The sequence below is a fragment of the Amycolatopsis sp. NPDC102389 genome, from assembly GCF_044765885.1.
GTDB lineage: Bacteria > Actinomycetota > Actinomycetes > Mycobacteriales > Pseudonocardiaceae > Amycolatopsis.
In genome coordinates this window covers 62,182-84,364 of the sequence record NZ_JBIWKX010000028.1, presented here as the reverse complement: position 1 = coordinate 84,364, position 22,183 = coordinate 62,182, and the positions used below count along the sequence as shown (strand labels likewise).

18 protein-coding genes are annotated in these 22,183 nt (G+C 69.0%); 13 read left to right on the top strand and 5 right to left on the bottom strand.

Features of this window, described 5'->3' with window-relative positions:
- Positions 1-2: 2 nt before the first annotated feature.
- Both ACIRGA_RS23290 and ACIRGA_RS23285 read right to left on the bottom strand, forming a co-directional pair.
- On the bottom strand, positions 3-2,582 hold the full coding sequence (locus ACIRGA_RS23290; RefSeq protein ID WP_400944363.1) for a hypothetical protein: 2,580 nt from the start codon (positions 2,580-2,582) through the stop codon (positions 3-5).
- Positions 2,582-2,911: a hypothetical protein gene (locus ACIRGA_RS23285; protein ID WP_400944361.1), complete on the bottom strand. Its 330-nt coding sequence runs from the start codon at positions 2,909-2,911 to the stop codon at positions 2,582-2,584. Before ACIRGA_RS23285 ends, ACIRGA_RS23290 begins: the two co-directional genes overlap by 1 nt.
- 295 nt (positions 2,912-3,206) lie before the next feature.
- Between ACIRGA_RS23285 and ACIRGA_RS23280 the strand changes: the two genes are divergently transcribed.
- Positions 3,207-5,480, top strand: a complete 2,274-nt coding sequence (locus ACIRGA_RS23280) for a hypothetical protein (protein WP_400944359.1) — start codon at positions 3,207-3,209, stop codon at positions 5,478-5,480.
- A 1-nt stretch (position 5,481) separates the two neighbouring features.
- On the opposite strand, the gene ACIRGA_RS23275 is transcribed toward ACIRGA_RS23280, so the two are convergent.
- A complete protein-coding gene (locus ACIRGA_RS23275; protein ID WP_400944357.1) occupies positions 5,482-6,453 on the bottom strand; it encodes a hypothetical protein in 972 nt (323 codons plus the stop codon).
- Between the two features lie 483 nt (positions 6,454-6,936).
- Here ACIRGA_RS23275 and ACIRGA_RS23270 point away from each other — a divergent pair, with 483 nt between their 5' ends.
- Positions 6,937-7,839: a DUF2268 domain-containing protein gene (locus ACIRGA_RS23270; RefSeq protein ID WP_400944355.1), complete on the top strand. Its 903-nt coding sequence runs from the start codon at positions 6,937-6,939 to the stop codon at positions 7,837-7,839.
- On the opposite strand, the gene ACIRGA_RS23265 is transcribed toward ACIRGA_RS23270, so the two are convergent.
- Positions 7,808-9,346, bottom strand: coding sequence for a choice-of-anchor A family protein (locus ACIRGA_RS23265; RefSeq protein ID WP_400944353.1), 1,539 nt, complete (start codon positions 9,344-9,346; stop codon positions 7,808-7,810). The genes ACIRGA_RS23270 and ACIRGA_RS23265 overlap by 32 nt on opposite strands.
- A 156-nt stretch (positions 9,347-9,502) precedes the next feature.
- Here ACIRGA_RS23265 and ACIRGA_RS23260 point away from each other — a divergent pair, with 156 nt between their 5' ends.
- Positions 9,503-10,462: a permease gene (locus ACIRGA_RS23260; RefSeq protein ID WP_400944351.1), complete on the top strand. Its 960-nt coding sequence runs from the start codon at positions 9,503-9,505 to the stop codon at positions 10,460-10,462.
- Positions 10,459-11,106 (top strand): TIGR03943 family putative permease subunit, encoded by a 648-nt coding sequence (locus ACIRGA_RS23255; protein ID WP_400944349.1) that lies wholly within the window; start codon positions 10,459-10,461, stop codon positions 11,104-11,106. The genes ACIRGA_RS23260 and ACIRGA_RS23255 overlap by 4 nt, the downstream gene beginning before the upstream one ends.
- Here ACIRGA_RS23255 and ACIRGA_RS23250 read toward each other — a convergent pair whose 3' ends face one another.
- Positions 11,107-12,015, bottom strand: a complete 909-nt coding sequence (locus tag ACIRGA_RS23250) for a multiprotein-bridging factor 1 family protein (protein WP_400944347.1) — start codon at positions 12,013-12,015, stop codon at positions 11,107-11,109.
- A 192-nt stretch (positions 12,016-12,207) separates the two neighbouring features.
- Between ACIRGA_RS23250 and ACIRGA_RS23245 the strand changes: the two genes are divergently transcribed.
- The 9 genes from ACIRGA_RS23245 (at position 12,208) to ACIRGA_RS23205 (ending at position 21,898) form a co-directional block, all read left to right on the top strand.
- A complete protein-coding gene (locus ACIRGA_RS23245; protein ID WP_400944345.1) occupies positions 12,208-14,328 on the top strand; it encodes a metallophosphoesterase in 2,121 nt (706 codons plus the stop codon).
- 212 nt (positions 14,329-14,540) lie between these two features.
- Positions 14,541-15,755, top strand: coding sequence for an MFS transporter (locus ACIRGA_RS23240; protein WP_400944343.1), 1,215 nt, complete (start codon positions 14,541-14,543; stop codon positions 15,753-15,755).
- Entirely contained in the window at positions 15,752-16,651 is a 900-nt protein-coding gene (locus ACIRGA_RS23235; protein ID WP_400944341.1) for a TolB family protein, read from the top strand. Before ACIRGA_RS23240 ends, ACIRGA_RS23235 begins: the two co-directional genes overlap by 4 nt.
- On the top strand, positions 16,648-17,676 hold the full coding sequence (locus tag ACIRGA_RS23230) for a hypothetical protein (RefSeq protein ID WP_400944339.1): 1,029 nt from the start codon (positions 16,648-16,650) through the stop codon (positions 17,674-17,676). Before ACIRGA_RS23235 ends, ACIRGA_RS23230 begins: the two co-directional genes overlap by 4 nt.
- 8 nt (positions 17,677-17,684) lie before the next feature.
- Positions 17,685-18,788 (top strand): sensor histidine kinase, encoded by a 1,104-nt coding sequence (locus tag ACIRGA_RS23225; RefSeq protein ID WP_400944337.1) that lies wholly within the window; start codon positions 17,685-17,687, stop codon positions 18,786-18,788.
- Positions 18,781-19,851 (top strand): histidine kinase, encoded by a 1,071-nt coding sequence (locus tag ACIRGA_RS23220; protein ID WP_400944335.1) that lies wholly within the window; start codon positions 18,781-18,783, stop codon positions 19,849-19,851. The genes ACIRGA_RS23225 and ACIRGA_RS23220 overlap by 8 nt, the downstream gene beginning before the upstream one ends.
- Positions 19,830-20,486 carry a response regulator gene (locus tag ACIRGA_RS23215; RefSeq protein WP_400944333.1) on the top strand — a complete coding sequence of 219 codons (657 nt, stop codon included), beginning with the start codon at positions 19,830-19,832 and terminating at the stop codon, positions 20,484-20,486. Before ACIRGA_RS23220 ends, ACIRGA_RS23215 begins: the two co-directional genes overlap by 22 nt.
- A 100-nt stretch (positions 20,487-20,586) precedes the next feature.
- Positions 20,587-21,132, top strand: coding sequence for a hypothetical protein (locus ACIRGA_RS23210; protein WP_400944331.1), 546 nt, complete (start codon positions 20,587-20,589; stop codon positions 21,130-21,132).
- 142 nt (positions 21,133-21,274) lie between these two features.
- The gene (locus ACIRGA_RS23205; protein WP_400944329.1) at positions 21,275-21,898 is read left to right on the top strand and encodes a hypothetical protein; all 624 of its coding nucleotides are present in this window, start codon (positions 21,275-21,277) and stop codon (positions 21,896-21,898) included.
- The last annotated feature ends 285 nt before the right edge of the window (positions 21,899-22,183 follow it).

The following is a 22,183-nucleotide window of genomic DNA, read 5'->3' as shown; positions in this document are numbered from 1 at the left end:
AATCATTGGGGCGGGATGAACGGTTCGGGCTCCGGCTCCGAGGCCGGCACCGGACCGGTTTCCGTTGGCTTGATCCGGTCGGCCGAATTGCGGACCTCGGCGGGCACTTCCGTTTCGACGGCTTCCAGCAACCGCGCGAGCTTCGTCCCGATATGGAAATCGGTCACGAACAGATGCAACGTCGCGCGGAGCGGACCATGGGTCTCGGGAAGCACCTGGTCGACGACGAGCACCCAGGTCTGACCGAGGTCGAAACCGACCCGGCCCCAGTCGGCCTTCTTCCGCCGTCCGCCCGCGGCGGCGAGGACGCCGGCACCGCCGGCGCGGACGATCCCGTAGGGCAGGGTCCACGGCAGCACCGGGATCCGGCGTCCGAAACTCAGTACGCCGGAAGTGAAGCCCTTGCATTTCTCGCTGGGGGCGCCGTCGAGATAGCTGAACGATTGCACGTCCAGTACCTCGCGAAGCGGTCTCGCCGTCGCGGCGTCACGGACGTCGATGCTTGTGACCTCCACCTCGCGTTCGGCGTGGCGGATCTGTCCCGGGTCGGCGTACCGCGCGGCCCACCGGTTCAGCAGCCACAGCAGTACGAAGGGCAGGAGCACCCCGCCCACGACAATGAGGACGAACAACGCCCACTGCGTGACGGCGTCCGGTGCGCGGTCCATTTGGAACCGCACCGGGACGGTCTGTTCGCGGGGGGATTCGCCGTCCGCGGTAAGCGTCGCGGTGAATTCACCCTGTGCTACCCCACTGCGCACGTTTTCCGGCGAGACCTCGACCGAGATCTGTGCGTTCTGCCCCGGTCCGACGCGCACACAGCGCTGCGGATCGGTGGCGTCAGGGGTGAACCTGGTGGTCATCGCCCCGCTGTTCGGCGGGGTCCGCGTGAACCTGGGCATGAACCAGACACAGCCGTTACCGCCACGTCCACCGGTAATGGTCAGCGAGCCGGTCGTCGTACCGCTGTCGAGGATCGGCGGCAGGTCCAGCGCGCCTGAGACGGTGGGATAGGCCGACGGAGGTTTGACCGTCACCTGCCGCGTCACCGCGCGCGGTTGCAACCGCAGACCGGACGCCGTCACCACGTCCAGGGTCACCTTCAACGTCGCGACCGAGGAAACCGTGGTGTCGGGCATCGTGAACCCCGCCGTGTACGCACCCGCGGCCGCAGGGATCACCGGGATGTCCGTCGACTTGCCCTGCGGATCGGTCAACGTCGCGGATATCTTGGCGGAGCGCACGAAATCCGCCGGAGTACGCGGTGACCCGGCCGTGTCAGTCACCCGGATCCGGAAATCGGTGCGCTTTCCCGCCTGGAAGTCGGGCACCTCCGGTTCGATCACGGGGACCAGGCCGCCGAACACGGTGAGCTGCGACTGCGCGATCGCCGCCGGATTGGTCCCGCCGGTGTCGACGAACCGGACGGTCCACGTGCCCGCCCAGGCCGGTGCCGCCGCGGGCAGCCGCCCGTCGACGACCAGATCCGCCGCCGTCAGCGCGGACACGGTGAGTTCGGCGCCTCCGACGGTCAGCGGGCTTCTCTGCTCGGCGGTCAGCCTGACGGTGTTCCCGACGGGCGGGGTCAGATCCACCGCGATCCCGGGGCCGCCGAGTTTGAGCAGCAGGTGGAATTCGCGCAGGGACTGATCGAGGGTGAAGCGCTGAGCACAGCGTTCGTCCGCGGGTGACGCGAGCGCGCACACGGTGACCGGATGCGGCGCCGGGACCGGAGTGCCGCCGAGCGCCTGCGCGATCGCCGAGTCGAACGCGCTGCGCAACTCCTCGAGGCCGCCGACGGCCACGTAGTCGCCGGGCGGGCTGTTCGACTCCCCGCAGCGCGTTCCCGGCGCGTCCCGTTCGGCGATGGACTGCAGGAACCCTTGCTCGCGGGTCGCCAGCCCGAGCGCGACGATGGCCGTGCCCGCCTCACGAAGCTGATCGGTCAGCTGACCGGGTCCACAGAGGTACTCCTTGCCACGAGCGATGATCGCGTCGAGATCGGTGCGACTCGCGTCACGGCTGTAGGGCCGGTCGAGATTTTTCGTGGTCAGCTCGTACATCCCGTCGGTGAACAACAGCAGAAGACGGCAGGGCGGCTGTGCACCGCTCGCGGCGTCCTTGCGGACGAACTCGTTCTGCGCGCCGAGCAGGGCCGTGGCGAAGTCCGTGTCGTTGGCCTTGTCGCGTTCGGCGAACCCTTTGGCCTGGCCCTCGAGATCACCGATCGTCGCAGGGTTCAGCTCACGCCACGGACCGGCCGCGAACGACGTGCCGAATCCCGCGAGCTGCACTTCTATCGATTTCTTCGGCGTCGCTTCACCGGTCGAGCCGTACCTCGAAAGCGTCCGCAACATGCTCACCAGCGCGTCGACCCGGTTCGCGTCGGCGTCGGTGCTCTTGAGGCTTTTGGATTCGTCGACCAAAGCCAGTACGGCGAGTTTCCCCCGTGCGGTGAAACACGAGGCGACCTCGCTGTACGCGGTCGCCAGACCGTTCTGCGCGGAGGCACTGCCCACCGGTGAGAGGTTCGTCAGGACGACGACCAGCACGACCGGGAGCAGCCGGGTGAACCGGGACATCAGCGCACCGCCAGTTCCGTGGCGATCGACCAAGCATGTGCCCCGGAAGCGCCAATTCCGCCCAGCAGCACCGCCGACCAGCCGAACCTGGCCGAAGTGGACGCGAGGTACACCGCGTCCGGTGCGGTACGCCGGTTCATGTCGACCTTCATGAAGATCGCGATCAGTCCGGCGCAGACCACCGATCCCAGCAGGTAACCCGAGAGGTGGCTGCCGAAATCGCCGAAGAGGAGCAAGATGTACGAGCCTGCCACCGAAAGCACGGCCAGCAGCAGAATCGCCATCGGCGGCTTCTTCTCCTGCCATGAGTCGGCGTATTCATCGTTCATCGCGGACAACCATCCGTTTCCAGTAACCAGGCCGGGCCACCACATAGTCAATTACTCCGAACGCCGCATGACGGTTTGGTCAGCCTTTGTCCAGGAGTTGTCCGATGTGACGCGCCCGCCCGATTTCTGGACGCCGCGACGCGCGTTTGGTCAGAACCTGGACAAATATCCGTGCTTCCGGTGAATCCGATGGCGGAAGAGGGCAGGGTGGGAATTCACTCCCGGCGGCCGCCACCAGCGGCGCCAGCCGCGTCACCAGTCGATGAGCAGGCACAATCGGAGGAATCGAGCGCTGATGCACGGACACGATCCCGGTGGGCCGATCGACGCGGACCTGCCCGCGAGGGTGCTGGGGTCCTCCGGTTTCGTCGGCAGGCGTCCGCAACTGCGTGCGATCCACGACGTCCTGTGCGGCGGCACGTCTCCCGCGGTGCTCGTGATCACGGGCAGGCGATGGATCGGCAAGAGCAGTCTCGTCGCGAAGTACGCCCGCTCCCACCGGAACGCCTATCCCGGAGGGATCTTCTGGATGGGTCCTTTCGGTCAGCATCCCCCCGAGGATTTCCTCTCGCGGTTCCATCTCGACCTGGCACGCGTCGCGACGGAGAAGTTCGGCCTCGATGTTCGAGGTACTCCGTTCACCAGACTCCGGCAGGTCGTCGCGGACGGGCTGTCCGTGACGAGGGCACTGGTGGTCATCGACGACCTGCCGGTGGACCTGCCTCCGAGCGTGCTCGATCAGCTGCCGATCCCCTCGGGACAGGTGGCGACGATGCTGACCACCCGGATCGAGAAGCCGGCCTGGTGGGCACCGTCCATGGAATTGGGAGGGCTCACATCGCACGACAGTTTGGAGCTGTTCTCGACAGCGAAGGCACCGATGTCCGTGGAGGACAGGGAAACCGTTCTCCGGTTCGCCGAACGCTGTTCCGGCCGCCCTGGGGTCCTTCACAGCGCGGCGAGAGCGATCGGTGACGGGCTCGAGGTGAAGGCGTTGGACACTCGCCCGCACGATGTCGCGACGACCGTCCGCGACGAGCTCGAGAGGCTCGATCCGGCCACACTCGCCGTTCTCCACGTCGCCGCGGCGCTCGCACCGGTGCCGGTGCCGGTGCGGTTGATCTCCGAAGTGCTCGGCCTGGCGTCTGAACCACCCACGCCGCCCTTCACGGACGTGGCCGACGGAGGCTGGCAAGTACACGACATCGCGCTCGCCGTACTTCGCGAGGACCCCGCACGGCTCGCGACGTTCGCGTTCCAGGCGGAACCGGTCTTGCTCGATTGGCTGAAGAACGCTCGTGGTGATCGCCGAGACTTCCTGATCCAACACGCCGAAGCGGTGGCCGAATGGCCGGTGCCTCACCGAGTCCGGTTGCTCAGGCCGACCGCGGACGCTTACGAGCGTCTGGGGGATCTCGCCGCGGCGGGCGAAATCCACGCGAGGATACTGGCGATCCGGCCGGACAGCCCGGAGGACTTGGCAGCGGCGGCACGGGTGGAGCTCGGCTGCGGACTGCAGACCGAAGCCGTGAACCATGCCGGGAGGGCGGCCGCGCTCGCCGAAGACGATCAACGACTCCGCCTCCGGGCGAAACTGATCGCCGCGCAGGCGTTGGACGAACTGGGCAGGTATTCCGAAGCCGAACAAGGGTTCTGGAATGAACACGCTCCCTCGGCCGATGAAGACGTCTCCGACGAGGAAGGCCTCCGATTGGTGCTGGCGACGGCTGTCGCGTATCGGCTGCGCGGCAGGCCTGCCGACGCCGCCGCCTTGGTGGAGACGTCACTCGGCACCCCGCGTCGCGATTTCGCGGAAGTCACGCTGAAAGCGAAGCTGGAATGGGCGCGGGCCCTGCACCTGGCCGGGCAACCGTCGAAAGCCAGAGCCCTCGCGAGCGAGGTTGTCGAGGCCTACCGGGCGGCGGGGCGCGAGTGGCATCCGGAGTGTTTGGAAGCGCAAGCCGTCCACGCGGAAACTGTGCTCGAACTCGACTTGTCCGAGCTGAGACCCGCCGCACAAGCATGGGAGTGGTCCGCGAGCGCGCTCCGCGAGATCAAGGACGGCTATGAAGAAGACCTCGGTCGCGATCACCCGCTGACGCTCGCGGCGGCCGTCCGCGCGGACCGCGCGCTGCTCGCGCACGGACAACCGAGACGCGCGCTCGCCGCGCTGGCCGTCACCGAACGGAAAATCGTCCGCGTGCTGGAGAACGACCACCCGCTTCACTGCCGGGCCCGGCACGGGATGGCACTCGCGCACGGCTCGCTCCGCGAATTCGGGCCGCAGGCCGACATCCTGGACTCGATACTGGAACCCCAGATCCGGCTGCTCGGGATCGGTCATCCCGAAACCATCGAGACTCACCTCGACCTGGCCATCGCCTTGGCGTTGTCCCGCCGGGCGACCGGAGACCGAGAGATCACGCTGGTCGAGGCCGCCCGACGCGGCCTCGCCGGCACAGGGAAATCGGTGGCGAAGCTTTCGACGAAGGCGATGGCGGCGAACTGGGTGACCCGGCTGCCCAAACCGGTATTGTCGCTGATCGCCACCGTCGACAAGCTCCCCTGATTCAGGAGAGCAACGGCTCCGGCCAATTCCATTTGACGCCGTAGGCGAAACCCGGATCGAGGTTTTCGAAACGGACATGGACCTCGCCCGCTTCGTTCACTGGAATGCTCGTACCTTCGGCGATCGGATCCCGCGCGTCGTCCTGGAAGGCCTTGTTCAACAGGACGACCTCGCGAGGCGCCCGCTCGCTGCCGAGCCGGACGTGAAGGTCGAACAGATCGCAAGGATGCCGAGGCACGCACACATAGTGCGGCTCGATCCTGGCACGAAATCGTAAGGCGATCTCATGCCGGTCGCCATGGTTCAACGCGTTGGGAAGTTTGAGCGCCAGCCCGAATCGATCGGAAGACTCCATCCTCCTGCGCGCGAGAATCCCGCCGTGGAAGACCTCGACGTCGAGGTCATCCTTTCGCGCCCGAGCCCTGGACGAATCCGGTGCCGTCACGGTCAGCGCGAGATCTAGTTCGGTGAGGGCGTCGGTATCAGCCACCACCCGGCGGAATTCGAAGGCTTCCGGCACCGGCCTGTCGACCGCGAGCGCGACCCGCAATTCCTCGGTGTGCCATTGGTGCACCACACGTTTCGCCGGGGAAGCCGGCCGCAGTGCGCCGACGGCGAATTCCGCGAGCTGCGCTATTCCGTCGTCGATCCGTCGGCGCGCCGTACGGTCGTCACGATCGATTCTGGTGGCCGCCCAATGCACCCGATCCTGATAGAACGGCATCCGCGCGTCCGGAGCGAGCCCGAACGCCGCGAGCACGACCGTCCGCAGATCGTCGGGCAAGTGGGCACTCAGGGCCGCCAGCCGTGCGGAAATCTTTCGACGGACTTCGGTGACTCCGTCGTCGATGCCGAGCTCGCACACCATACGGAGAGCGGGACCCACCCGCTCGACCAGCTGTGGCATGGCCACCCCACGACCTTTGCGCAATATCTTCAGCTCACTGATCAGGTCGCCTTTGCTGACGTCCACAGAACCTCCCCTGTCTGTCACGTGGCTGCACATCCTGGCGAGTCGAGGAGCCGGTTGTCCAGTCGATCTTGGCGGAGGTTCCGAATCCGAGTGTCGCGAGCCGGTTTCCCGTTGACAGGCAACGGGAAACGCTTGTCGCGGACTGGCGGGAGTGAAACCATTCAGGAGCGGCAACGGAAAAAGCGACCGATCAGTAAGTAGTCGGAATACTCGATTCGCCTGATCGTACCGCCGTGAATTCCGGTGACCGCGGCCGGTTGGCGTGGCACAAGAGGGGGGCACGCCAACCGGCTCCGGTCGTTGACACCTCCCCGGCATCCGCTACGCAATCCGATGTCCTTCGGGGTTATCCGGCTCGGAATTCGTGGATCGCGACGGGGTTCGTTCTCACTGTCCCGAGACGTCGCTTCCGCGGAGAGACCCGTAGCCGATTACGCATGACGGCTTGAGTCTCCACCCACTGGAGCCTTTACCGTCGCTCCCATGACGATCCGAGTTCTCGACACCTACCCCGCGATGCGGGAGATCCTGCGCGCGCCGCGGGCGGACCGCGCCGCCATGCTCAAGGCGATGGTCGAACCCGCCGCCGGCATGTACCGCTATTTCCCCGGTGACGTCGACCTCGTGGCGATGCACGCGATGAGCTCCGGCTTCCCGCTCGACCGCGACGAGGAACGCTGTCTGGAGGCGCTCGAAGCCCTGCACGAAGCGGATGCCTGGAATCGCATCCAGCGAGCGCTCGACGACGCCGTCACCACACAGCTCGCCGCGACGCCCGGACTGACTGTCCCGGACATCACCGTGCTCACCGTGCTGGGTGATCCCGGCGACGAGCACTTCATGGGCCCGAACCTGGGGATGACGGCGAACGGCAGCGTGTCCGGCTACATCCACCTCAATTTCTGGCCGTATCCGGAGAATTTGGCGCGGCTGGAGGCCACGGCGGTCCACGAGCTGAACCACAACCTGCGCTACGGCCCTGGCGGGGTGATCTGGGATCCGGCGACCGTCACCGTCGGCGAGCAGATCGTGTCCGAAGGCCTGGCCGACGCGTTCGCCCGCCAGTTGTACGGCGACGAACTCGGCTACGCCCGCATCGGGGTGCCGCATCTGCACGACGACGCGGTGTTCGCGACGGTCGTCTCCGGGCTGGAGATCACCGGCATGCGGAACTTCGCGGCGTGGGTGCACGGCGACCAGACGGCCGCCCGCTACGGCGGCACTCCCGTCGGCCTGCCGACCGGCGCCGGGTACGCGGCCGGCAACCGGCTCGTCGACACCTATCTGGCCGCGACCGGCCGGACCGCCGCGGAGGCCCTGCTGGTGGACCGCCGCGACGTCATCGACACCGCCCTCAGGACTCGCGGCGCCTCGACCGGATCGTGAGCGCCACCAGCGCGCCACCGAGCAGCAGCAGGAACAGGCCGGACACCAGCAGTCCTCGGATCTCACTACCGGTCGAGGCCAACGGGCCGCTGTCGGACGGCCCGCCACCCGGGGTCGTCGCTCCCGGCTGCCCCGGTGTCGTGGACGTGGTCACCCCGGGCCCCGGGGTCGTGCTCGATGAGCTGCTGGTGGTGGTCGGCGAAGTGCTGCTCGAACCGGTCGGGCTCGACGACGTAGTGGTGCTCGATGTCGGGCTCGACGACGTCGCACTGGACGAACTGCTGCTCGGCTGACTCGACGAAGTGGTGGTCGAAGTCGGTGCCGTCGAAGTGGACGTGACCGACGTCGAGGAGCTGGACGTCGAGGTCGAGGTCGAGGTCGAGGTCGAGGTCGACGTGGGGCTGCTGCTCGTAGTGGTCGAGCTCGAAGAAGAACTGCTCGGCGTGGTGGTCGGCGTGCTGACGCATTCGGGCAGATCACCGTCGAACGGGTAGGCGTGGAACTCCTGCCCGCCACCACCGGTCGCCTCGGAGCTGTGCACCAGCGAGCCCGTGGTGAAGAACCGGCCGTTCATCCCGGACGCGGTGACGGTCGCGGTGCTCCCGGGCTCGCCGATCAGCACGCTTCCCTGGAACTGGGCGCCCCCGGCGATCTTCACCTGGGTGGCGTCCGGGAAGTTCCACAGCAGCCGCTCGCGCAGTTTGTTCAGCGGGTCCTGGTCGTTCAGGTCACCGGTGTAGGTGTTGATCGTCCTCGCGGCTCCCACCATGTTGACCAGGATCGTCGCCCCCGCCGGGATGCCCTCGAACTCGATCCCCTGCATGCCGCCGGTGGGGCCGGTCAGGTCGAAGTCCACGGTGAACACCTGCAACGCGGATTTACCGTCCCCGGTGAACAGGGTCCGATAGCCCTGGTTGACCGCTGTGCCCGTGGTCGGCCGCGGTGTGGTGCCTTCCCGCGCGTAGCACTTGCTCGCCACCCGGAGATCCTCGCGCAGGCCCACATAGGGTTTCGCCGCGTCGGGGTCCTTTTCGAGGTCGCCGATCACCGTCCCGGTGACGGTTCCCGCGTGCCGGACGACACCGCCCTCGGCGAGCAGCCGCTGGCCCGCCGCGACGCTGACGTTTCCGCCGGTGGTCAGGAAGTCGGCGCCGTCCGGCGGCGGAACGCGTGATCCGACACCGGCGATGCCGACGTTGTAGATGGAGGAGGCGCCCGCGCGTTTCGCCATGTCGAAATCGCCGAGGACGACGACCCGTCCTTCGGCTTCGGCCGCGGCTTCCCGTACCTGGAATTCACCGCCGACATAGACGTTGATGCCGTTGTCGCGGCCGGCGTAGTCGTTGTTGTTCACCGGCGGATACTTTCCGGGGCACGCCGGCCCGACACACGGTCCCAGCCCACCCGGCAAGGGGGCGGCGACCGCGCCATCGGTGACCACGAGAGCCGCCACGCACACCACGGCGGCGGCACCGGCGGAAAGGGAGGCGAATCGCCTTGCACGCATGCGGCGATTCTTGTGCCCTTGGCCCGGAAGAACACAATCGGAATCCGGAAATACCCCCGACCGGGCGAGGCGGGTGACCCGGCCCATTCGTGGCCGTCCAGCGTTGTCCAGACAACGAAATTCCAGGTGGAAGACGGAAACTCTAGAGTCGGCCCGGTGAAGACCGAAGTGGACCGGCGCATCGGTTCGGTGGAAGTGCTCGCGGGCTTTCTCGTGCTCGTTCTGCTCGCGCGAGGCCTGCTCGGTGACGTACTCGGGACGCCGATCGTGCAGACCTGGACGACGGTCTTCGTTTCGATCGTGCTCCAGGCCGTTCCGTTCCTCGTCTTCGGCGTGACCCTTTCCGCGGTGATCGCGGTCTTCGTCCCGCGGGAATTCTTCGCGAAAGCGCTGCCGAAACATCCGGCTCTCGCGGTTCCGGTCGCCGCGGCGACCGGAATGGTGCTGCCGGGGTGCGAATGCGGCTCGGTCCCGGTCGCCGGCGCCCTGGTCCGCAAGGGGGTCACCCCGGCCGCGGCGCTGGCGTTCCTGCTCGCGGCCCCCGCCCTCAACCCGGTCGTGCTGGCCGCGACCGCGATCGCGTTCCCGGACCGGCCGTCGATGGTCTTCGCCAGGGCCGCGGCCGGGCTCGCCGCCTCGGTCGTGATGGGCTGGCTGTGGCTCGGGCTCGGCCGGGCCGAGTGGATCAAGCTGCCGGAACACGTTCACGGTGACACCCGCTGGCGGGCGTTCGCCGGCGCGGCGGGCCACGACCTGGTGCACGCGGGCGGATTCCTGGTGGTCGGAGCCATGGCGGCCGCGACGCTCAACGTCGTGATCCCGGGCCGCTGGATCCAGGCCGTCGCGGACGATCCGGTGCTCGGTGTCCTCGCGCTGTCGCTGCTGGCGGTCCTGTTGTCGATCTGCAGCGAGGCGGACGCCTTCGTCGCCGCGTCCTTGACCCAGTTCTCCCTCACCGCCCGCCTGGCGTTCCTGGTGGTCGGGCCGATGATCGACCTGAAACTGTTCGCGATGCAGGCCGGCACCTTCGGCAGGCGCTTCGCCGCGCGGTTCGCGCCCGCCACGTTCGTGGTCGCGCTCGCCTGCGCGGCGGTCACCGGGACGGTGCTCTGGTGAACCGGACCGCCGCGACCGTCGTGCTGCTCCTCCTGGGCGCGGCGGTGCTCAAGGTCTGCCTGACCGGCCAATACCTGCGCTATGTCAAGGAAGGGCTTTGGCCGTTCCTCCTCGCGTCGGGTCTCCTGGTCCTGATGCTGGCGGCCACGAACCGCCATCGTCACCCGAAAGTGGCCTGGTTGCTCCCGCTTCCGGTCCTCGCCCTGCTCCTGGTCTCCCCGCAACCGCTCGGCAGTTACGCGGCGGGCAACGCGGGCATGGCGCTGACGCGCTCCGACGAGTACCCGCCCCTGCCCGACGGCGATCCGGTGAAGGTGACCGTCCTGGACTACGCCTCGCGCGCGGTGTTCGACGAGGGCCGTTCCCTCGGTGCGAGACGGGTCGTGCTCACCGGCTTCACCGCCACCGGTCCGGACGGCGCGTCACTGCTCGTCCGGATGATCCTGACCTGCTGCGCCGCCGACGGACGGCCGGTCAAGATCGTGCTGGACGGCCGCGTTCCGAGCGAGCCCGACACCTGGATCGAGGTCACCGGCACGTTCAGGCCGGGGTCCGTGGTGGACGAGGTCAACGGGGAACGCATCCCATTCCTCAAGGTCGAAAGCGCCACGCCGGTGCCCGCGCCCGAACGTCCCTACGAATAGTCAGGTCCAGCTCCACTGGATCCCGTACTGACCGGGGGCCGGATCGAGGGTGATGAACTGGAAGGTGCTGATGTCCCGGTCGAACGTCGCTTCGCACCGTTCCTCGGGTGGCAGCACGCCGCGCGGCCGGAAGAACCCGGCGCATCGCCGCGGCAACCGCCCTGGATCGAAGGTGACCTGCACCGCGATATCCCGTGCCGGCCGGTAGAGCGCGACCTGCACGTGCCGCTTGCCCTGGCCCGGCGGATAGCGCACGCCGAACTCCACGACGGCGAGTTCGCCGGCGGCCAAGGTGCGGTCGAGAGCGAATTCGAAGACGCAGGTGGACGACGGGACGTCCGCGCGGAACCGCGCCGGACGGCACCCGTCGGTGAACAGCACGGCCGGTGGCCGGGTGATGCTCGTACCCCGGTTCACGAAGACGAATCGCGAGGTGCCGTCGCGATCGGCGCGGATCAGCCGCCGGACCCGGACCGATTCCTGGTTGCCGTCAGCGTCGACACGATAGGAGAGGTACTGCGAAAGCCGGTGCGGGGTGTCCAGTTCGTCCGGTGTCACGTCCATTTTGGACAGGGCGCGCACCACCTCCTCCGGCCGCCGCCACACCTGGTCGTAGGTCAGGGTGTCTCCGGTGCGGACGGTCCAGCGACCGCGGGGGCGGCGCGGGCCGAGCAATCCGGTCAGCGTTTCCGCCGGCTGGCCGAGAATGACCTCCAGCGCGGTCACCGCCGCGAGTGAACTCGCTCGTTCCGGCCGATTTTCGCCATTCTGCCAATAGCTCAGCGCGCTGATGCTGACCGGTGTCTCCTGCTCACGCAATCGGCGGCTGATCTCGCTGAGACTCAGCCCGCTGCGTTCGATCGCGGCGCGCAGTGTGGCACCGAATTCCGCCGGAGCGAGACTCGTCATGAAGGCGCAGCGTACCGTCCGGAACGCCCGACTTTCGTCGGGTGAACCGGCGCCGTTCAGAGTTATCCAGCCTCTCCGCGACTTTTCGTTGACCCTCCACCGGCCGCGATTAGGGTCGAATCGTCGGAAGAATCCCCGAATGGCCGACGACTCGCACGTCCTCCCGCCGATGACCGAAGAGGATGGTCTCCCATGCGCTCAACCACAAGACGATGGCGCCGCCGCACGCTCGCCGTCGCGACCTCCACGCTGGCGGTCGGGGCCTTCCTGGTCGCCGCGCAACCCCAAGCGGGTGGAGCCGCGTCACCCGCCGTGCCCGAAGTGGCCGATCAGGTTCCGCAACTGACCGAAACGGGTGTCACCAGCGGCCCAGCCTCGATCTCCGGTGGCGGGGCGTCCGCTCTGGCCGGCCGGTCCGTCTGCGCGCCGGGCGCACACTGGCTACGGGTCCGGTTCACGGAACTTTCGTTACGTGGCAACGACTCCGTGACCCTGACCGGCAGCAGCGCCGGCTCGTACACGCTTACCGCGCGGCACTGGCCAGGCAAGGCGTTCCACACCCGCGCGTTCGAAGGCGACTGTGTGCGGGTCTCGGCGGCGCTGTCCGATCCGGCCAGCCGCTTCGCCATCGACGCCTACCAGGCGGGCGACCGGCCGCTCGCCGCGGCGACGACGACCGTCGCCGCCGTCGGCGACGTCTGCGGGTCTTCGTGCAACCAGACCGCGCCGCTGATCAAGAACATGAACCCGCAGGCGCTGATCCTGGCCGGGGACAACGCCTACAGTTCGGGCACGCTGTCGGAATACAAGAACAACTTCGACCCCTATTACGGGCAGTTCAAAGCGATCACCTATCCGACGCCGGGCAACCACGAATACAACACGTCCGGCGCCTCCGGCTACTTCGATTACTTCGGTGCGCGGGCCGGGGAACGGGGCAAGGGCTACTACAGCTTCGACGTCGGTGACTGGCATTTCGTGGCGCTCAACTCCAACATCACCCGGAGCACCGGTTCGGCGCAGGAGACCTGGCTGAAGAACGATCTGGCGGCGAGCACCAAACCGTGCACGGCCGCGTTCTTCCACCATCCGCGGTTCAGCCGCGGCACGCACGGCGACGACTCGTCGGTCACGCCGTTCTTCCAGGCGCTCTACAACGCGAAGGCCGATCTGATCGTCGTCGGCCACGACCACAATTACCAGCGCTACGCGCCGTCGCGGCCGGACGGTACCCGCGACGACGCGAACGGCGTGCGCGAAGTGCTGATCGGTACCGGCGGACGGGGCTACTACAACTTCGACCAGTCCTCGGCCGCCGTGCAGGAGGCGGGCAACACCAACACCTTCGGCGTCGGGAAGCTGACACTGAGCGCGACCGACTACCGCAGCGACTTCGTGCCGGTGTCGGGCCGTACCTTCACCGACACCGCGACCGGCAAATGCAAGAAGGCCGTCTCCTCCCCCGCCTTCTCCGTCGGCACCAGCCCATCGTCGGTCTCGGTGAAACCGGGTGGGACCGCGTCGGTCACGGTGAACGTCGGCAGCACCGGCGGTTTCAGCGCGGCGACCGCGCTTTCGGTCTCCGGCCTGCCCTCGGGGGTGACCGGGACGATCTCCCCGTCGTCGGTCACCCCGCCCGCCAACGGCACCGCGACCGCGACGCTGAGCTTGTCCGCATCGGACACCGCGTCCGGCTCGGCGACCGCCACGGTCAGCGGGTCCTCGGGCTCCACGACCCAAACGGCGAAGGTCTCGGTGAGCGTCGGCACGGCGGGCGGTGAGGCGTTCTCCGACGACTTCGAGACCGACAAGGGCTGGCGGCTCAACGCGGCCGGAACGGACACCGCCAGCTCGGGCAAGTGGGAACGGGGCGATCCGGAGCAGACCACGTCGACCTACAGCAACCAGATCAAGCAGCGCGGCGACACCACCAGCGGCGTGAACTGCCTGGTCACCGGGCGGCTGGCCGGTTCCGAGTACGGCGCCAACGACCTCGACGGCGGGGCGTCGTCGATGGCCTCGCCGTCGTTCACGGTGCCCGCGGGCGGGAAATTGACCTTCTCCTACACCTTCGCGCACGGCGACAACGCGACCTCGGCGGACTACCTGCGGATCCGCGTCCTCGACGGAACCACGCCCACGACGGTGTTCGAGAAGACCGGGTCCGCGACCGAGGTGGCCGGCGTCTGGCAGAACGCGACGGCGGACCTGTCGTCGTTCGCCGGCCGTAGCGTGCGTCTGCTGGTCGAAGCCGCCGACGCGAGCACCGCGTCGCTGTGGGAGTCCGCGGTCGACGACATCCGCGTGGTGTAGGGGTCACCGCGCTCTTCCGCCTGTCGAACGTGTCGCGACGAGGTGGTCGGCGCGGACGAGTGACCGGGGTGAAGGCTCCCTTCACCGCATTAGACGCGACGAAGGGAGCTTTCACCCCACCACCGACCCGCCCGCGACCACGACACCTTTTGCCTTACCGCTCAACAGAACCACCCGAATCACTCACGACAGCAGTGCCGGGAAGGCCCGCCATGTACGTCTCCTCCCTCCGCTCAGCCGACCCCGCCCGGCCACCGAGCCGCACGAAGCACGCGGTCTCGAGCACCGTCATCGGCCTGGGCGTGGTCAGCCTGATCACGGACATGTCCGCCGAGATGGTCACCGCCGTCCTCCCGCTCTACCTCGTGTACGGCCTCGGCGTCGGGTTCCTGCAGCTGGGCGCGATCGACGGGCTGTACACGGGGGCGACGGCGTTGTTGCGGCTGGCGGGTGGCTACCTCGCCGACCGTCTCGGCCGTCCGAAGGCCGTGGCCCTGGCGGGCTACGGCCTTTCGGCGGCGACCAAACTCGCCTTCCCCGCGGCCGGGTCCTCGCTCGGCGCGATCGGCCTGGTGATCGGGGCCGATCGCGCGGGCAAGGGCATCCGCACCGCGCCGCGGGACGCGATGATCACCCTCGCCACCCCCGCGGGCGGCCTGGGCCGCGCGTTCGGTGTCCATCGCGCCATGGACACGGCGGGCGCGCTGCTCGGGCCGATCATCGCGTTCGGCCTGCTGACCTTGCTCGTCGGCGACTACCCGGCGGTGTTCGGGGTGAGCTTCTGCCTCGCCGTGATCGCGGTGATCGTGCTGGCGGTGTTCGTCCGTGCCCCCGCCGGGACGGTCGAACGATCGCGTGTCCGGCTGCGAGCGGGTTTCGCCCTGCTGCGACAGCCCGGGCTCCGCGGTACCTGCCTGGCCGCGGCGCTTCTCGGTGTCTGCACGGTCGGCGACATGTTCCTGTTCGTCGGCGTGCAGCGATCCGCGGGGTTACCGCCCGGGGCGCTTCCCCTGCTGCCGCTGGCGACGGCGCTGGCGTTCATGGTGCTGGCATCGCCGATCGGACGGCTCGCGGACCGGCTCGGACGATGGAAGGTGTTCCTGGCCGGGCACGTCGTGTTGCTCGCCGCGTACGTCGTCCTGGCCGCTTCGGCGACCGGATGGCTCGTCGCGGCGGTCGTCCTGGCGGCACACGGGGTGTTCTACGCGTGCACGGACGGCGTGCTGATGGCACACGCGGCGCCACAGGTGCCGGAGTCGTTGCGGGCCACCGGGCTCGCGTTCGTCCAAACAGGACAAGCACTGGCGAGGGCCACCGGTGCGGTGTTGTTCGGCGCGCTCGCGGCCGGAACGGCGTTGCGCCCCGCGTTCGCGGTGTTCGCCGTGGCGCTGCTGGTATCGGTACTGGCCGGAACGAGGAACGAATGAAGCGGACTTGGGCGGGCGTCGCGGCGGTCGTTCTGATCGTGGTGGCCGGGGCGGTCTTCGTCGGGCTTCGTACCGGCGACGCGGTGGCGGAGCAGCGGTTGGACCTCGCCCACGGCGGGCTGCTGTACGTGGACGAGTCGGGCCGCGTCCGGCAGGACGACCGCGTCGGCCCGTCCTGTCAGCGGGTGGACGTCGCCGCGGGCACTCTGGCGTGCCTGCGCGCGACGGCGGTCCCCGACCAGGCCGAGCTGGTCGTCACCAAACCCGGAGCCGAACCCCGGCTGATCTCCGAATGGGGACTGCCGTCCCGGGTCCGGGTGTCGCCGTCCGGGCGGCTGGTGGGCTGGACGGTGTTCCGCGCCGGTGACTCGTATCTGGGCGGGGCGGGCACGTTCTCCACCACCGCCGGGATCTACGACCTGGAGACGGGAAACCACTACGGCTCCCTGGAGGACTTCGCGCTCACTGTCGACGGAAAACCGTATCCCGCCAAGGATCTGAACTACTGGGGAGTGACCTTCGCCCGCGACGATCTGACGTTCTACGCCACCGCCCGGTCCGCGGGCGGCACCTGGCTGGTGCGAGGCGATCTCCGCGGTCGCACGCTGACCACGCTGCGGCACAACGTCGAATGTCCCTCCCTTTCGCCGGACGGCACCCGCGTCGCCTACAAGTTCCGCGAGGGCGACCGCTGGCGGCTGCACGTGCTGTCCCTGGCCGACGGCCGTGACGTCCCGCTCGCCGATCCCGCGCATCTCGACGACCAGGCACAGTGGCTGGACGACCGGACCGTCGCCTACGGCCGGGACAAGGCGATCTACTCCGTTCCCGCCGACGGCACCGGCGCGCCCACGCTCGTCCGCGCGAACGCCTCCTCCCCCGCGGTCGTGCGGTGATCCCCCGTGACTGCACCCCGATCGGCCTGGCCTTGGCGGCGGTGGCCGCCGTCGTGGTCGTGGTCCTGCCCGCGACGGCCCCCGCGGTCAAGGCTCCGGTCGTCGCGTCGGACGCCGACGTCTGGCCCAGCGCGCGGATCACCGCGAACACCGTCACCGGGCCGCCCTACACACCGTTGGCGTACCTCGATTCCGGGACCTCCGCCGGGGTCACCCGGGCGGGCGATTCGATCCGCCTGACGCTGGGAGAACGGGTACTCCGCGAAGTCCCGCTGTCGGGTTCTCCACGGTTCGTTCTCACCGCTTCGCCCGCCGCGCTGGTGTGGCTGGAACTGTCCGACATCACCGGGACGGGCGCGTTGTGGCGCTCCGGGCCCCGCGGTGAGAACCCCGCCCTGGTCACCGCCGACACCGGGCGGGTCGTGCTCCTGGACTCCCAGTACGACCTCGTCGTGCACGGAGACCAGGCTTCCTGGGCCGCCGTGCGGGGCGACGCCACCGAGGTGCGGACGGTCGCGTTGTCCGGCGGCCCGGTGACCGGCACCCCGCTGCCCGGCGACTTCGCGCTCACCGCCTGGCCGTTCGCGACGTCGGCCGCCGTCGAGCAGGCAGGACCGTCGGAGCTGGTGGACCTCCGCGACGGCCGCGTCAAGAAGATCGGCGGGCAGAACGTCGAACTGGTCGACTGCACACCGTCCTGGTGCCGCGTCCAGGTACTGCGCCAGAGCGGGACGGCGCGGTTCGACCTGATGAAGCCCGACGGCTCCGCACGAAGACGGGTCGGCGGGAAAGGGATCCGGCCCGCGTTCGGCGACGTCGTCGTGCTCGACCGGTACGCGGTCGTGGTCGACGACGACCGCGGCGTGCTCGCCCTCTACGACACCGCCACCGGGCGGATGGCCGACCTGGCGGCGGAGTTCGGCACCGTGCTGGCGCGGGGGCCGTACGTGTGGTGGTCGGTGGGCGGGAACGAGGCGCTCACCTGGCGGGTACTGGACCTGCGCACGCTCGAGGCATCTGTTTGACTGCTGCCGTGCCGTCCGATCCTGAGACCTCCGTCGAAGCGGAGTTCTCGCGGGTGGTCGGCCGGTTCGCCGGCCCGGCCAGAGGTGCCGGGCTGCTCGTGATCAGCGTTTTCGGCGTGCTCGCCACACCTTCGGACGCGCTCCCGCTCGCCTTCGGTCTGCTCGCGCTCGCCTTGGTCACTGCCGTGACCGAATACGTCGTGGGGAAGACGGGCCGAGGCAGGCCGGTGGCGTTCGCGCTGGCCTTGGTGCGCGCCGCGGCGGTCTGCGGCACTCAGTTCCTCACCGCGCCCGAAGCGGGCGAGCTGAACCAGTGGGCGCTCAACGTGCTCACCCTCACCGCGATCACCCTCCAATGGGAATGGCCGCCGAAGATCACCGTGCCCGCCATCGCCGGCCTGCTGGCGATCGAAGTGGTGCCGCTCGGTTTCGAGGACGGTTTCTCGGTGGTACTGCGTGTGGTCATCGAAGCCGCCCTCGCCCGTGGCGCCTTCCTCCTGCTCTCGCGGACGACGCGCCGGATCGACCACCTCCGCGACCGCCGGGCCCGGCTGACGCGTGAGGAATCCCTTGCCGTGGAACGACGTCAGCGGGAACGGGAGTATCTGGCCGTCCTGCACGACACGGCGGCGGCCACCTTTCTCACGGTGGCCCAGCGCGGGGAAACGACGGACCCGGCCGAGGTCGCCGGATACGCCCGCCGCGATCTCGCGATCCTCACCGGCGAATCCGGCCCCGGCAGTGTGGTCGACCTCGAGAACTCGTTGCGCGGCGTGCTCGCGCAAAGCCCGGTGAAGGTCGAGACGCGCTGGTCGCCGGTCGCGCCGATCCCGGCGTCCGCGGCGCTGGCGCTGGTCCGCGCCGTGCGCGAGGCGCTGGTGAACGTCGACCGGCACGCGGGTGTCCGCGAAGCCCGGCTGACGGTCGAAGACGGGGTGCGCGTGACCGTCCGGGACGAAGGCCGCGGCTTCGATCCGGCGAAGACCCCGGCGCAGCGGCGAGGTGTCCGGGAATCGCTCGTCGAACGCATGGCCGCGGCGGGCGGCCGGGCCGAGGTGACCTCCGCGCCCGGCGCGGGGACCACGGTGGAACTGGTGTGGCCGCATGAATGAGACCGCGGACCGCGTACTCGGCGGCTGCCGGATCGCGGTACTGCTCGCGGCGGCGGCGATCCAGGTCGGGCTCAGCCTGGCCCGGCTGACCTCCACCCCGGACCGGATCGCGTTCGCGGCGCTCGCCGGCGTGCTCGTCGTGGCGGCGTGGTGGGTGCTGCGCTGGAAACCGGTCCCCTGGCCGGTCGCGCTCGCGGGGGCGGTGGTGGTCCTCGCGGCGTCGACGGTCGCCGTCTGGACGCTGTCCCCGGACCGGCTTTTCGGCGACGAGGACTGGGCGTCCGGCCTCGCGGGCTGGCATCTGCTGGTGCTGCTCCTGGACCGCCCCGCGGTCGCGATGACCGCACTCGTCCTCCAGATGACGCTCGCCCTCGGCAGGCAGTTCGGCGCGGTGCCCGCCGATCGCGGCGAGATCGGCGGCGTGGTGATCGTCGCGCTCAGCGTGCTCACCTTCCAGGCCGCGACGCTGGCGCTGATCGGGGTGGTCAACCGGCGGGCGGGCGAAGCCGCGGAGGCTTCGGCCGAACGGGACCGCCAGGCCCACCGCATGGCGCTCGCCGAGGAGCGGGAGGCCGACCAGCGGAACCGGTTCGCCGGGCAGCTCGGGGCCACCTTGCCGCTGCTGGCCGGGCTGGCCGACCGCACCCTCGACCCGCGTGACGACGAGGTGCGGCGGCGGTGCGCGCTCGCGGCCACGCAATTGCGGCGGCTGTTCGCGGAGAACGACGACGTCCCCGACCCGCTGCTGCACGAGGTCTCGGCGTGCGTCGATCTCGCCGAGCGGCGGGGATTGACGGTGACACTGGCGGTCAGCGGCGAACCGGCTCCCGTGCCGACCGCCGTCCGCCGCGAACTGACCGGTCCGCTGATGACCGCGCTGGTCGCCGCCCGGTCGCAGGCCAGGGTCAGCGTCCTGCGCGCCGACGACGAGATCCGTGTCGCGGTGATCACGGACGGTGAACCCGGTGCGACGGCGAACGGATCGGGCGCCGTCGACGTCGAATGGCACGCACTGGGAGAACGATCTTGGATGGAGGCGAAATGGCGTTCGCGACCGAACTGACCGCGGTGGTCGTCGACGATCATCCGGCCGTACGGGCCGGTGTCGTGCACTGGCTGTCCTGCGGCACCCCGCCGGTCAGTGTCGTGGCCGAGGGCGAGGACGTGCGGGCCGCGTGGATCGGCGAAGGCGCGCAGGCCGACGTCGTCATCCTCGACCTGCACCTGAACAGCACCACCCCGGCGATGGGTGATCTACGGCGGCTCACCGAGGCGGGCCGCCGTGTCGTCGTCTACTCGATGCGGGCCGACGACGAGACCGTCCTGCAATGCCTCGAACTCGGCGCGCTCAGCTATCTCACCAAGGCCGAGGGCGCGGACCACCTCCTCGAAGCCGTACGCACCGCGGCGGCCGACCGGTCGTACACGCCGCCGTCGCTGGCGGGCGCGATGGCCGGGGACCGCTCCGACCGGCGCCCCGCCCTCTCCGCGCGCGAGACCGAGGTGCTCATCGAGTGGTTCCAGTCCGAGTCGAAGGACTTCGTGGCGCACCGGCTGGGCATCTCGCCGAACACGGTCAACTCGCATCTCGAGCGGATCCGGGTCAAGTACGCCCAGATCGGCAGGGAGGCCCCGACCAAGGCCGCGCTCGTCGCGCGGGCGATCCAGGACGGACTGATCGGCGTGAGCGATTTGTGATCGGTCGTGGTGCGAACGGACCACTCTCACCTCCCCTCGGCGCGGCTACGGTGCGTGACGAGCACGCCGGAGTTCGTCCGGCGGGAGTCCGAGGAGATCCATGAAGCCCGCCCGCACCGCCCTGATCGCCACCGGCTGCGCCGCCGCGCTGCTGCTTTCCGCCTGTGGCGGCGAGGAGGGCGGGAAGACCGTCAGGGCCGACGGCACCCTGGCGCCCGGCAGCACGCTGAAGGTCGGCGAACGCGCCGTCGTCCCGTTCAGCGACGCGGGCAAGTCCGGCACCATCGCGATCACCGTCAAGTCGATCGACATCGGCCCCAAGGAAGACCTCGCGAAGTTCAAGGACAAGGGCGAAGGCACGCTTCCGGTCTACGTCCGGATGGTGATCGAGAACGTCGGCGGCACGGACCTCGCCGACACGTCGGTGTCGGTGCGCGCGGTGGACGCGGACGGCAAGGGCACCAAGGTGATCATGGCCAGTGGCACCGCGGCCTGCAAAGGCGAGACGGCGGCCGAGGACTTCACCACCGCGGGCGCGACCTATGAGACCTGTGACACCGAAGGCGTCAAGGACGGTGGCGAGGTCGGCGGCGTGGCGTTCAACGCCGGTGACTACAAGGACGACCCGATCACCTGGAAGAAGTGATCACGTCCCCATTAGGCCGAACAGCGTAATCGATTCGTTACCTCTCGTGGTGCGAATGGCCCACACAGAAATGCTCCTCCATCGACTACGGTGCGTGGCGAGAACGCCGGAGCAGGGTTCGGCGGGGAGTCCGAGGAGATCCATGAAGTTCGACCGTATCGCTCTGTCCGCCGCCGGCTGCGCCGCTGTGCTGCTGCTTTCCGCCTGTGGCGGCAAGGAGGAGGGCGGCAGTCCGGCCCCCAGCCCGTCGCCCGCGCCGACGTCGGCCGCCGCGTCCTCGCCCGCGACCAGCGGTACCGTCCCGGTCTCGAACGCGGACGCCACCGCGCCCGGCACCGAACTCAAGGTCGGCGAACGCGCCGTCGTCCCGTTCAAGTACGGCAACGACAAGAGCGGCACCATCGCGATCACCGTCAAGGCGATCGAACTCGGCCCGAAGGAAGACCTCGCCTCCTACGGCGAGAAGGCCAAGGGCATGACGCCGGTGTACATCCGGATGACGGTGGAGAACGTCGGCGGCACGGACCTCACCTACAGCACGGTGCGCGTGCGCGCGGTCGGCCCGGACAACAAGGGCACCGGCGTGATCATCACCGGCGAGACCACCAGCTGCCAGTCCGAGTCGGCGAAGAAGGACTTCAAGACCGCCGGCGCGACCTATGAGACCTGTGAACTCCAGGCCATCAGGGACGGCGGCGAGGTCGGCGGCGCGACCTTCAACGAAGGTGACGGCTACAAGGACAAGCCGATCACCTGGAAGAAGTAAGCCTTCCTTTGCGCGTGAAGGCCCCCTTTCCCTCGGCTGAGCCGAGGGTCCCGGCAAAGTCGTATCACCGGTGGCCAGAGCCACTCCTGGTGATTCGTGCTTCTAGCGTCCACAAAGGACACTTTCTCGGCTTAAAGTGACCGATTTGGGAACTTTGCGCACCTTCACGCGGGGGTGGGGGGGGGGGGGGGGGGGGGGGGTGCCCCCACGCGCACAAACCCCCCCCCGCAAACACGCCCAAGGCGCACAAAAAACCCAGAGGGGGGCCGGCCCACCCAACCCCGG